Genomic DNA, 11,994 nt, shown 5'->3' with positions numbered 1-11,994 from the left:
ATGAGCACCGCCGAGCATCAGGAATTCCTCGCCTCGGTCCGGGCGCTGCTGACCAAGCACGCCGGGTCCACCGCGGTGCGCGCGGCGATGGACACCGAACTCGGCTACGACCCGGCTCTGTGGCGGCTGCTGTGCGAGCAGATCGGTGTCGCCGCGCTGGCGATTCCCGAGCAGTACGGCGGCTTCGATGCGAGCCTGGTCGAATCCCTGCTGGTGGTGGGCGAATTGGGCCGCACGCTTGCCGGGGTGCCCATGCTCGGGTCGGCCGTTCTCGGCGGGCAGGCCGTGCTGGCGTCGGGCGACGCCGTGGCATGCGCGCGGCTGCTGCCCGAGGTCGCGGCGGGTACGCGCACGATCGCGGTCTGCTGGGCGGGCGAGCGCGGCTGGGACGAGCCGGGCGTGCACGAGACGGACGGCGCCCTCACCGGGACCGCGCACTACGTGCTCGACGGGATGCCGGCGGACACCCTCGTGGTCGTCACCTCGACCGGCCTCTTCGAGGTCGAGCCCACCGCCCCGGGCGTCACCCGGCGCCACGCGCCCACGATGGACCCCACCCGCAAACTGGCCGAGATCTCCTTCGCGGGCGCGCCCGCGCGGCGGCTCGGCTCGGGCGATCCGGCCGTGGCCGTCGCCCGGCTGCGCGACATCGCCTGGGCCGCACTGGCCGCTGAACAGGTCGGCGCCGCGGACCGCTGCCTCGAGATGACGGTGGACTACGCCAAGTCTCGCGTGCAGTTCGGCCGGGCGATCGGCAGCTTCCAGGCCCTCAAGCACCGCATGGCGGACATGTACGTGCTGCTGGAGTCGGCCAGGTCCGCCTCCCTGGCGGCCACCGCGGCGGTGGCGGCGAACAGTCCGGCGGCAGCCGAAGACGTCTGGGCCGCCCGCGTGCACTGCTCGGAGGCGCTCACCGCCATCGCGGGCGAGACCATCCAGTTGCACGGTGGCATCGCGATCACCTGGGAACACGACGCGCACCTGTTCTTCAAGCGCGCCCACGGGGACGCACAGTTGTTCGGCACGCCGCACCGGCCGGTGACGCAGCCGGCTCGAGCCGAGGGCAGCGGCGCATCGATCGGGCCGACGGTGCGCCTGTCCTGACAGGCTGTCGGCGCTGGGCGCTATGAACTAAGATGTGACACGCGCCACAGTCGCCTATCGGGGGGCGCGTGTTTACAAGTGGCACCGCGGGTCGGGATCGGTGCCGTCGCGAGTCGGGATACCGGCTCGTCTTCCAACGAGTCGTCGGGGCCCACCAGCCGGGAGGATGCCATGACGCGAACAGTGAATTCCGATCTCGAGGCATTACGGTCCACCATGGACGGGCCGGTCTACGGCCCGGCGGACGCCGGATACGACCGAGCCCGCGCCGTCTGGAACGCGGACATCGACCGGCATCCCGCGGTGATAGCCCAATGCCTGTCCTCCCGTGACGTCGCCGCGGCGTTGGCCTTCGGCAGGGACCGGATGCTGGAGGTATCCGTGCGCGGCGGCGGGCATGCCTACAGCGGGACCGCGGTCGGTGACGGCGGCCTGATGATCAACCTCAGCGCACTGAAGGGCGTCGTGGTGGACCCGGAGGCCGAGCGGGCCCGGGTCGGCGGCGGCGCGACGATGGCGGACATGGACGCCGCGACCCAGGCGCACGGGCTGGCGGTGACCGGCGGGGTGATCAGCGACACCGGCGTCGGCGGCCTCACCCTCGGCGGCGGCATGGGCTGGCTGACCCGCATGGCCGGGCTGGCGGCCGACAACGTCGTCTCGGCGCAGGTGGTCCTCGCCGACGGCCAGGTGGTGCGGGCGTCCGAGAGCGAGAATCCCGATCTGTTCTGGGCCTTGCGCGGTGGTGGCGGCAATTTCGGAGTGGTCACCGAATTCGAGTACCGCCTGCATCACGTCGGGCCGGAGGTACACCTCGGCCTGTTCTTCTGGGACATGCCGGACGGCACCGACGCATTGCGCCTCATCCGCGAGTTCATCCCCACGTTGCCGCGCCGGTCGGGAGCGCTTTTGGCGCTGGCGATGTCGGCGCCGCCGGCGCCTTTCGTTCCGGAGCGGTACCACGGCCGACCGGGTCATGCCTTGATCGTCGTCGGCTTCGGCACGGCAGAGGAGCACGTCGCCGCGGTGGCGCCGATCCGGGAGGCACTGCCGCCGCTGTTCGAACTCATGACCCCGATCCCGTATGCCGCTTTGCAGCAGATGCTCGACCTCGCGGCGCCGTGGGGTGCCCACGGCTACGAAAAGGCGCTCGACCTCGATGATTTCTCCAACGAGGTCATAGCGGTCCTCACCGAGAACGCCCCCAAGAAGACCGCCCCGCTGTCGTTCATGCCGATCTTTCCGCTCGGCGGCGCGTTCAGCTCGGTCGGTGCGGACGACACGGCGTTCGGCGGCGCGCGCACCCCGCATTATGGGTGCAATATCACCGCGATCGCTCCCGACACCGAGACGCTCGCCGTCGACCGGGAATGGGTGCGCACGACATGGGAGGCGTTGAGCCCCTTGGCTTCCAATCGCGGCGGGTATGTGAACTTCATGGCGGCCGGGAACCGCGACCGAGTTCGCGAATCCTACGGAGACGCCAAATACGCGAAGCTGGCCCGCATCAAGGCCCACTACGACCCAGGCAACGTCTTCCACCGAAACGCCAACATCACCCCGGGCTGACCCCGCGAGCGGGCTGCCGTACCCACCGGTGACTCGCCGCCCGTCGACTGCCGTGCCCACGGTCGGCCATCAAGACCTCGTCCAGACGGCTCGAGAAGCCGCCGGAGCGTTCCCGCGCGAGCCGCTTCGAGATCGAGTCCGTGGCCGACCTCACCACCGATAGATAGTTAGCCTATGTAATAATATTCCTGTGCAGCCGGCTTCGGTGAATACAGCGGATGACATCGTCGTCGACCTTCTCGTCACCGCGGGCAGGCTCACTCGGCTGGCCGGGGTGGTCAGCGGCGACGAGCTGCCGCGGGCCGTGTTGCGGGCACTGGCGGTGCTCGACGAACACGGCGCGCTGCGGGTCAGCGAATTCGCCAGGATCGACCGATGTTCACAGCCGGCGGCAACGGCGCTGATCGGCAAGCTGGTCGCGGAAGGCTTCGCGACCCGGCGTAAGGACCCGGAGGACTTCCGGGCCGTCATCGTCGAACTCGCCCCGGCCGGGCGGACCCGGCTGGCCGAGTTCCGCCGAGCATTCGCCACCGCGATCGGCGGACACCTTCCCGGCTTCGACGACGAACGCCTGATGCGGCTGGACACCGAATTGCACGACCTGCTGGAGGCCCTGAAACAGGCTGCGCGACAGCACGATCCGATCTCGAGGGAACATCGATGAGTACTGTGGCTCCCACCCGCGCCCCGGTCGCGGACAACACCAAGCAACCGAAGGCCGTCTGGGCGGTCGCGTTCGCGAGCGTGATCGCGTTCATGGGCATCGGCCTGGTCGATCCCATTCTCAAACCGATCGGCGAGCAGCTGCGCGCTTCCCCTTCCCAGGTGTCGTTGCTGTTCACCAGCTACATGCTGGTGACGGGTTTGGCCATGCTGGTCACCGGTGTGGTGTCCAGCCGCTTCGGCGCCAAGAAGACACTGCTGGCCGGATTGACGATCATCATCGTGTTCGCGGCGCTGGCCGGCCTGTCGGACACGGTGGCGCAGATCGTCGGGTTCCGCGCGGGCTGGGGCCTGGGCAACGCGCTGTTCATCGCCACCGCGCTGGCCACCATCGTCGGTGCGGCGAGCGGCGGCGTGGCACGCGCGATCATCCTGTACGAGGCGGCGCTGGGCATCGGCATCGCCACCGGTCCGCTGGTCGGCGGCATGCTCGGCGGGATCAGCTGGCGCGGGCCGTTCTTCGGCGTCTCGGCGCTGATGGCCGTCGCGCTGATCAGCATCGTCGTGCTGCTGCCGGAAGGACCCAGACCCACGCACCGCACCTCGATCGCCGCGCCGTTCCGCGCGCTACGCCACCGCGGGCTGCTGGTCGTGAGCGTCACCGCCCTGCTGTACAACTTCGGCTTCTTCACCGTGCTCGCCTACACCCCCTTCCCCCTGGACATGGGCACCTACGCGATCGGGTTCATCTTCTGCGGCTGGGGTGTGCTGCTGGCGATCGCGTCGGTGTTCCTGGCTCCCCGGTTGCAGCGCCGATTCGGTTCGCTGCCGATGATGGGTCTCGCACTGGGATTGTTCGCGGCGGATCTGGCGGTGATGGCGGTCTTCGCCGAGCACAAGCCGGTGCTGATCGCCGGAACGGTGCTCGCGGGCCTTTTCCTCGGCGTGAACAACACGCTGATCACCGAGGCCGTGATGATCTCGGCGCCGGTGGAGCGTTCCACCGCGTCGGCGGCGTACAGCTTCGTCCGCTTCGCGGGCGGCGCGTCGGCTCCCTATCTCGCGGGCAAGCTGGGCGAGCACAGCGTCGCGCTGCCGTTCTGGGTCGGCGCGGCGTGCACGGCGGCGGCGGTGGCCGTGCTCCTGGCCGGACGGGCGGCTCTCGCCCATATCGACGACCACGACCCCGCACCGCACAGCGTCGAGGAAGCGCGGGCCATCACCGTCGGCGACTGAGCCGAAGCCTGGTCGACGGCCCTGGCGCGGGCCGCTGCGAGGAGTACGGTCGACAGATATGACCGAAGCGAACCGGGGCCGCGTCAGGGTCGAGACCAGCCAGAAGCGTGTGCGCGTCTATCTGGGCGGGCACTTGGTGGCCGACAGCGTGCGGCCGGTGCTGGTGTGGGAGAACCCGCACTATCCGACCTATTATCTCCCGGTCACGGATCTGCGCGCGAAGCTCGAGCCGAGCGAAGCCACCGCGCACTCTCCCAGCCGCGGTGACGCGACCGTCTACGACGTCATGGTCGACGGCACGACGGCCGGCGGGGCGGCGTTGCGATACCACGACTCACCGCTCACCGCGTTGCGGGACCTCGTCCGGCTGGAGTGGGGCGCGATGGACGAGTGGTTCGAGGAAGACGAACCGATCTACGTCCATCCGCGCGACCCGTACTCGCGCGTGGACATCCTGGCCAGCTCCCGGCACGTGCGGGTGGAGATCGACGGCGTCACCGTCGCCGACTCACGCGCGCCGCGCATCCTTTTCGAAACCGGATTGCCCGCCCGGTATTACCTGCCGATGACCGACGTCCGCATGGAGTTGCTGTACCCGTCGGCCACCCACACCAGCTGCCCGTACAAGGGCACCGCCGACTACTGGACCGTCCGCGTCGAAGGCAAGGAATATCCCGATTACGTGTGGGGCTATCGCACGCCGCTCCCGGAGAGCCAGAAAGTCGCCGGGCTGGTCTGCTTCTACAACGAGAAGGTCGACATCTACGTGGACGGTGAACTCCAGCAGCGGCCCCGCTCGCCGTTCAGCTGAGCTCAGCGATACCGGCGAGCCCGACCCCCCGTTCGGCGGCATCGCCGTCACGGTGGCCATCCAAAGCTTGCTCCCCTCGCGGTGGCCGCCGCTCTATCCGATTCCGAGCGCGGCTGATCGACGCCGGACATCGGGTTCCGGCCGGGATCAGACCGCGACCAGGGGCGTGCTGTCGGACGCTCGGCGGTACTGGCCCGGCGCGAGGCCGTATTCGCGTTTGAAGGCCTTCGCGAAGGCGAATTCCGAGGCGTAGCCGACCCGGCGGGCCACGGCGCCGAGGCTGCTGTCGGTGTCGCGGAGCAGACGGGCTGCGGTCAGCATGCGCCAGCGAGTGACATAGGCCAGGGGCGGTTCACCGACCGTCGCGGTGAAGCGGCGAGCGAGGGTCGCGCGGGAGACACCGGCGACGTCGCTGAGGTCGGAAACGGTCCATGCCCGCGCGGGCTCCTCGTGCACGGCCCGCAGCACCGTCGCGACCGCGGGGTCGGCGAAAGCCCCTGCCCAGCCGGAGGATTGCACGTCGGCCTGCTCATCGAACCAGGCGCGCAGGATGAACAGCAGCAACGTCTCCAGTATCGCGGGCACGGCCGCGTCGCTGCCCGGGCGCGGCTCGGCGATCTCGGCGGCCAGCAGATCGACGGCGCCGCGCAGCGCGGGATGCCGTCCGGGACGCGCGGACAGGTGGATGAATTCGGGCAACTCGTCGAGGATCGGGTGGCTGCGGCTGCGTCCGAGTTCGTAGGCGCCGCACAGCAGCGCGGCCCGGACGCCCGGCCCCACGACCTCCCGGGGCTCGCCGGGTTGCGCCATCTCGGTGACCGCGCTGTCCAGGCTGTCGACCAGATCGTGGTCGGCGCCGCGCGGCATGAACAACACGTCCCCTACGCCGAGCGCCATGGGTTCGCCCTCCGGCGGCACCGCCCAGCACGAGCCCTGCAGGACGACGTGGAAACCCGCGCCGGGCACCACGGGATACCTACGACCCCACGGAGCATGCCGGATGAACAGACCGGAGGTGGGGCTGCCGGTGCGGATGGCCGCGATGGTTTCGCTGAGGATGTCCACCAGTTCACCGTAGCACTCTAACGATGAGCGTTTTGGACAAACGGTCGAGCTTCTTCGGCATTGTTCCGCTCAAATATGGGCAATAGATTTCTTCGCATGACAACGAAAGAAGCCTCCCCCGCCATCGCCGTCTACGGTGCCACCGGCCACACCGGTCGCTACCTGCTCGCCGAACTGCGCCGCCGCGGACTCACCCCGATCCTGGTCGGCCGCGACGCCGACCGCATCCGGGCCGCCGCCACCGCCGCACAACTGCCGGACGCCGACGTACGAGTGGCGGACCTGAGCGACCACGCGGCCCTCGTCACCGCGTTCACCGACGCGAACGTGGTGATCAGCAGCCTGCCCGCCTACGTGGAGCACGGCGCGGCGGTACTCGCCGCGGCGATCGAGGCGGACGCGCACTACACCGACATGTCCGGCGAGCAACTGTTCCTGAAGCGGGTCTTCGACGAGTTCGGGCCGCGCGCCGCGGCGGCGGGCGTCACCCTGGTCGCCGGCGTCACCGACAGCAACGTCCCTGGCGACCTGCTCGCTCATCTCAGCACGCGCCGGGTGACCGGGCCTGCCGAGGTGGTGCTGAGCCACCTGAGCAAGAGCGGTGGCCACGGTTCCAAAGGCAGCGCCAAGACTGTGTTCGCCAGCCTGGACTGGTTCCGCAGCGGTGGCTGGCACTACGCCGACGGTGAGCTGCGTACCGGTACCACGGCACGCCACGACAAGATGACCTTCCCCGGTGACACCGAGCCGACCACCGTCGCGAAATTTCCGCAGCCACCGGTCCTCACCATCCCCCGCCACTCGGATGTCTCCTACGTCGAAGGCGTCCTCGCCACATCGATCCTCGAGATGCTCAGCGAGTTCACCGCCGAGGTCATCGACGCGCTGCCCGACGAGCCCAGCTCGGATCTGCGCTACGACCTCGTCGTCGACACGTCCGGCACGGACGGGCGGCGGGTCCGCGGCGTGCTCAGTGGTGTCGACTCCTACCGCGATTCGGCGCTGATGGCAGCGCAGACCGCCGTCCGGCTGGCCGAGGGCGCCGCAGCACCAGGCGCGCTCGCACCCGCCGAAGTGTTCGATGCCGCCGATTTCCTCGATGCGCTGGCGCCGTTCGGAATCACCTGGCGTATCGAGGAGGGCTGAGCAGCGGCGGACATCGGGCATAGTCGAACGATGACCGACAAGCGACCACCGCTCGCCGTGACACTCGATCTCGCACCTCACCCCGAGGGTGGCTGGTATCGCCAGACATGGCGCAGCCCGGTCGAATTCACGCCGGAGGGATACCCGGGTCCGCGCGCGGCGGCCACCGCCATCTATTTCCTCCTGCTGCCGGGCGAGCGGTCGGCCCCGCACACGGTGCGCTCCGACGAGCTGTGGTTGTGGCATCGCGGCGGACCGCTGGAGCTGAGCATCGGCGGGGAGGTGGTGATCCTCGGGCCTGATCTGGAGCGCGGGCAGGTGCTCCAGGCCGTGGTGCCGGGTGGTGTCAGCCAGTCGGCACGCCCCGCGGGCGCGGATCACGTGCTGGTCAGCTGCATCGTCGCGCCGGGATTCGATTTCGCGGATTTCCGGCTGGACTGACCGGGTTCAGCGCACCGGAACCGTGGCGAATCGGGCCAGCTCGTGCGGATCGTGCGCGCAGAACATCCGCACCCGGTCGCCGTGTTCGGCGTGTAGCGTGCGCAACCGCTCCAGGTTCTCCACCCGCGCTCGCCCCAGCGTGCCCGCGAGCACCTCGAAGACGCCGAGCCCGATCGGCGCACGGGCCTGCTCCGCCGCCAGCTGGCGGTGGTGGAAATAGGCGTCACCGCAGTGCAGCAACCACCCGTCGCTCTGCCGGATCGCCACCCCGCTGTGCCCTCTGGTGTGCCCGACCAGCGGAATCAGCATGATGTCCTCGAGCACCGGGACGGCGGTGAAGCCGAACCACGTGTCCGCGCCGGTTTCGTGGGCCAGCCAGCGGGGTCCGTGCTCCCACTGGCGCGGCTGGTAGCGCAACTTCTCACCGAGGGTGGGGCGCTGGATCGCCGCGTCGAGTTCGTCGGCGAAGACGTGCACGGTGGCGTCGGGAAAGTCCGACAGCCCGCCGGCGTGGTCGAGATCGAGATGGGTGAGCACGATGTGCCGGACGTCCTCGCGCCGGTAGCCGAGCCCGCGAACCTGGTGCAGCGCGGTGAGTTCCGGACGCAGCCGCGGCCGCAGCAGCCGCGCGGCGCCGAAGCCCAGCCTGCCGCGATCCAGCACGTCGGCCATGCCGAAACCGGTGTCCACCAGCACCAGCCCGGCATCGGACTCGATGAGCAGGCAATGGCCGACCAGCCCGCCGGTCAGCAGCCCGCCGCTGCCCAGCAGCGCGCGCCCGCCGACCGGGCACATGGTCGCGCAGTCCAGATGCCGCACCAGCATCACGGGAACTCCCTCCTGCGGTGCCGGATCGAACCCGATCCGGCACCAAGGTTTTTCGGTTCCCGTCAACGTAGCCCGAGCACGGCTCGGTCGCGACAGCGCGGTCACCACTTGGGCGAACCGGCCGGCGAACCGGCCGGGGCGGGCCGCCCCGAATACCGCGCTCTAGTCCGGAATCTCGAGCACGCCCTCGTCCACGGCCCAGGCGATGGTGCGCTCGAGGTGGGGACAGGAGTCCGGGCGGCCCGGCCCGTGACCGTTGGCACTCAGTTCGGCGAAGACCGGGCAGCGTTCGGCCGGATTGCCGGTCCACTGCACCGAGGTCTGGTGCGAACTGCTCTTGCGCACCAGCACCTGGCTCTGGCAGGCCTGACACCGCAGCGGAGTCAGGCCGTCGTCCAGGTACCGCTGTTTGTCGACCACCGTCTGGGCGCGCACTTCGGCCCGCCGAGCGGGTTGGTCGGCGAAATCGGGTGCCTTCGCCCAGGTGGCCGCCATCAGACGCTTGCCTCGGCTTCCTCGGACTCGCGCTTGCGCCGCAAGTTCTCGGCCACTTCGGCCTCCCACGCCTCGTTCGCCTTGGTGGTGTCCACCTCGAACTCGAAACGCTGGGTCATCTTCTCGGTGACGTCGGCCAGGTCGACGTAGAACTGGTCGTACCACCGACGCAGCTGGTAGACCGGCCCGTCCTCCTCACACAGCAGCGGGTTCTCGACCTTGGACTTGTGCTTCCAGATCTCGACGTCCTGCAGGAAGCCGACGCTGATGCCCTCGGTCATCTTCTCCGCCAGCTTGGTCGCCATCTCGCCCTCGACGCCCTTCGGCTTCTCCAGCGTGATGCCCCATTGCAGGACGAAGGAGTCCTGCGTTACCGGGTAATGGCAGTTGATCAGGACGCTTTTGACCTCGTAACCGCTGTAGATGTTGATCAGCGGGTTGATCATGTACGAGGGCCCGAAATACGAGGCCTCGGACTTCAGCAGCGTGTCACCGCCGTACTTGGAGGCCATGCCGATGTCCGGCCTGCCCTTGGTCTCCAGGAACTGGGTGGCGATGTGCCCCTCGAAGACGTTCTTGAAGTACGTCGGGAAGGCGAAATGGATGTAGAAGAAGTGGGCCATGTCGACCACGTTGTCGATGATCTCGCGGCAGTTGGCGCCTTCGATCAGCATCGAGTTCCAGGTCCAGTCGGTCCACCCGCTGTCGAGCTGCTCGGTGGGGTTGCCGTCCGCGTCGGTGTAAGGGCCCTTGATGTGCGGGATCGTGACCTCGGGCGGCGGCTGGCTGCCCTCGTGGTCGTGCCAGACGAAAAGCTGGCCGTTGCGCTCCAGCGTGGTCCACTTCCTGGTGCGCGCCAACGGCGGCACCCGGCGCGCGTACGGGATCGCTGTGCACTTACCGTTGGTGCCCGACCAGCGCCAGTCGTGGAACGGGCAGGCGATGTCGTCGCCCTTGACCTCGCCCATGCTCAGGTCGCCGCCCATGTGCCTGCAGTAGGCGTCGAGCACCCGCAGCTCACCGTTGCTGTCGGCCCAGACGACGAGCTTGGTGCCGAAGACGTTCACCGCGTGCGGCTTGCCGTCCCGGAACGTCTTGGCCAGACCCAGGCAATGCCATCCCCGCGCATAGCGGGTGGGCACGGTGCCGACATCCAGTTCCCGGACCTTCGCGCCGCTCCGCGCCGGATCGACCGCCTCGCGGGTCCCTCCGTGGTTACGCACGCTGCCGCCTCCGGGCCCGTCGCTCGGCGGCGGTGGGGTAACTGCCATCGCGATTCCTCCTCCATCTGTACTAGAACACGTTACAAAACTGACGCTCCGGATGCCAGCGATTCACCTCACTTCCTGCATGAGCGCATGTCCGAGCGGGGGTGAACACCGGTTCTCGACAGAAATAGGAACCTGTTCTAGTCTCAGAGGCAAATGACATTCCCGACATCAACCGACCAGGCAGGAGCAGGTCCCGAGATGACGCAAGAAGTGACCGAACGGGTCGAAGCGCTGTTGCCGGCGTTGCGCGAACGCGCGCAGGAGGCCGAGGACCTGCGGCGCATCCCCGACGAAAGCATGAAGGCGTTGCAGGAGACCGGCTTCTTCCGGCTGCTCCAGCCCAAGCAGTGGGGCGGTCACGCCGCCGATCCGGTGGTCTTCTACGACACCGTGCGCAAGATCGCCAGCGCGTGCGGCTCCACCGGCTGGGTGGCTGGCATTGTGGGGGTGCACAACTGGCACCTGGCACTGTTCGCGCAGCAGGCGCAGGAAGATGTCTGGGGCGAGGACACCGAAGTGCGGATCTCCTCGTCCTACGCGCCCATGGGCGCGGGCACGGTCGTCGACGGCGGTTACCTCGTCAACGGCGCGTGGGCCTGGTCCTCCGGCTGCGATCACGCCACCTGGGCGGTGCTCGGCGGCCCGGTGATCAAGGACGGCAAGCCGGTCGATTTCGGCAGCTTCCTCATTCCGCGCGACGACTACCGCATCGATGACGTGTGGAACGTGGTCGGTCTGCGCGGCACGGGTTCCAACACCGTCGTGGTGAAGGACGTCTTCGTGCCTTCGCACCGATTCCTCAGCTTCCGCGCCATGAGCGAGCTGAAATCACCCGGGCTGGAACAGAACACCGATCCGGTCTACAAGATGCCGTGGGGAACCATCCATCCCACCACCATCTCCACTCCGATCGTCGGCATGGCCTACGGCGCCTACCAGGCGCACGTCGAGCACCAGGGCAAGCGGGTGCGCGCGGCTTACGCGGGTGAGAAGGCCAAGGACGACCCGTTCGCCAAGGTGCGCATCGCTGAGGCTGCCAGCGACATCGACGCCGCATGGCGGCAGCTGTCGGGCAACGTGGCCGACGAGTACGCGCTGCTGGCGGCGGGCCAGGAGATTCCGTTCGACCTGCGCGTGCGGGCCCGTCGCGACCAGGTGCGCGCGACCGGCCGCTCCATCGCCGCGATCGACAAGCTGTTCGAGAGCTCCGGGGCCACCGCGCTGTCGAACGGCACTCCGCTGCAACGTTTCTGGCGGGACGCGCACGCGGGCCGGGTGCACGCGGCCAACGATCCCGAGCGCGCGTACCTGATGTACGGCACGCACGAGTTCGGCCTTCCCGTCACCGACGGCATGGTGTAGGAG

Annotated in this window: 12 protein-coding genes; 8 read left to right on the top strand and 4 right to left on the bottom strand. The window is 68.8% G+C overall.

What is annotated here, in order from left to right; all coding sequences use genetic code 11:
• The 5 genes from M8859_RS20450 (at nucleotide 1) to M8859_RS20430 (ending at nucleotide 5,383) form a co-directional block, all read left to right on the top strand.
• Nucleotides 1-1,104 (top strand): acyl-CoA dehydrogenase family protein, encoded by a 1,104-nt coding sequence (locus M8859_RS20450; protein WP_159924699.1) that lies wholly within the window; start codon nucleotides 1-3, stop codon nucleotides 1,102-1,104.
• A 171-nt stretch (nucleotides 1,105-1,275) separates the two neighbouring features.
• The gene (locus tag M8859_RS20445; protein WP_195140306.1) at nucleotides 1,276-2,673 is read left to right on the top strand and encodes an FAD-binding oxidoreductase; all 1,398 of its coding nucleotides are present in this window, start codon (nucleotides 1,276-1,278) and stop codon (nucleotides 2,671-2,673) included.
• Nucleotides 2,674-2,878: 205 nt separating this feature from the next.
• Entirely contained in the window at nucleotides 2,879-3,337 is a 459-nt protein-coding gene (locus M8859_RS20440) for a MarR family winged helix-turn-helix transcriptional regulator (protein ID WP_236565460.1), read from the top strand.
• On the top strand, nucleotides 3,334-4,572 hold the full coding sequence (locus tag M8859_RS20435; protein ID WP_159924693.1) for an MFS transporter: 1,239 nt from the start codon (nucleotides 3,334-3,336) through the stop codon (nucleotides 4,570-4,572). Before M8859_RS20440 ends, M8859_RS20435 begins: the two co-directional genes overlap by 4 nt.
• Before the next feature lie 58 nt (nucleotides 4,573-4,630).
• A complete protein-coding gene (locus tag M8859_RS20430) occupies nucleotides 4,631-5,383 on the top strand; it encodes a DUF427 domain-containing protein (protein ID WP_159924692.1) in 753 nt (250 codons plus the stop codon).
• A 147-nt stretch (nucleotides 5,384-5,530) separates the two neighbouring features.
• Here M8859_RS20430 and M8859_RS20425 read toward each other — a convergent pair whose 3' ends face one another.
• Complete coding sequence (locus M8859_RS20425) at nucleotides 5,531-6,448, bottom strand: AraC family transcriptional regulator (RefSeq protein ID WP_249644702.1); 918 nt, start codon at nucleotides 6,446-6,448, stop codon at nucleotides 5,531-5,533.
• A gap of 96 nt (nucleotides 6,449-6,544) precedes the next feature.
• Between M8859_RS20425 and M8859_RS20420 the strand changes: the two genes are divergently transcribed.
• Nucleotides 6,545-7,594, top strand: a complete 1,050-nt coding sequence (locus tag M8859_RS20420; protein ID WP_159924688.1) for a saccharopine dehydrogenase NADP-binding domain-containing protein — start codon at nucleotides 6,545-6,547, stop codon at nucleotides 7,592-7,594.
• A 30-nt stretch (nucleotides 7,595-7,624) separates the two neighbouring features.
• Nucleotides 7,625-8,035 (top strand): cupin domain-containing protein, encoded by a 411-nt coding sequence (locus tag M8859_RS20415; RefSeq protein WP_159924686.1) that lies wholly within the window; start codon nucleotides 7,625-7,627, stop codon nucleotides 8,033-8,035.
• 6 nt (nucleotides 8,036-8,041) lie between these two features.
• Here M8859_RS20415 and M8859_RS20410 read toward each other — a convergent pair whose 3' ends face one another.
• From M8859_RS20410 to M8859_RS20400, 3 genes are all read right to left on the bottom strand, one after another.
• Nucleotides 8,042-8,860 (bottom strand): MBL fold metallo-hydrolase, encoded by an 819-nt coding sequence (locus M8859_RS20410; RefSeq protein ID WP_159989308.1) that lies wholly within the window; start codon nucleotides 8,858-8,860, stop codon nucleotides 8,042-8,044.
• A gap of 165 nt (nucleotides 8,861-9,025) precedes the next feature.
• Entirely contained in the window at nucleotides 9,026-9,358 is a 333-nt protein-coding gene (locus M8859_RS20405; RefSeq protein ID WP_159924683.1) for a hypothetical protein, read from the bottom strand.
• Nucleotides 9,358-10,629, bottom strand: coding sequence for a 3-ketosteroid-9-alpha-monooxygenase, oxygenase component (locus tag M8859_RS20400; protein ID WP_236565459.1), 1,272 nt, complete (start codon nucleotides 10,627-10,629; stop codon nucleotides 9,358-9,360). Before M8859_RS20400 ends, M8859_RS20405 begins: the two co-directional genes overlap by 1 nt.
• Nucleotides 10,630-10,827: 198 nt before the next feature.
• On the opposite strand from M8859_RS20400, the gene hsaA reads away from it, so the two are divergent.
• The gene (gene hsaA / locus M8859_RS20395) at nucleotides 10,828-11,991 is read left to right on the top strand and encodes a 3-hydroxy-9,10-secoandrosta-1,3,5(10)-triene-9,17-dione monooxygenase oxygenase subunit (protein ID WP_159924681.1); all 1,164 of its coding nucleotides are present in this window, start codon (nucleotides 10,828-10,830) and stop codon (nucleotides 11,989-11,991) included.
• The last annotated feature ends 3 nt before the right edge of the window (nucleotides 11,992-11,994 follow it).

It is taken from the genome of Nocardia sputi, assembly GCF_023501985.1.
This window is presented reverse-complemented; position numbering and strand designations above follow the sequence as displayed.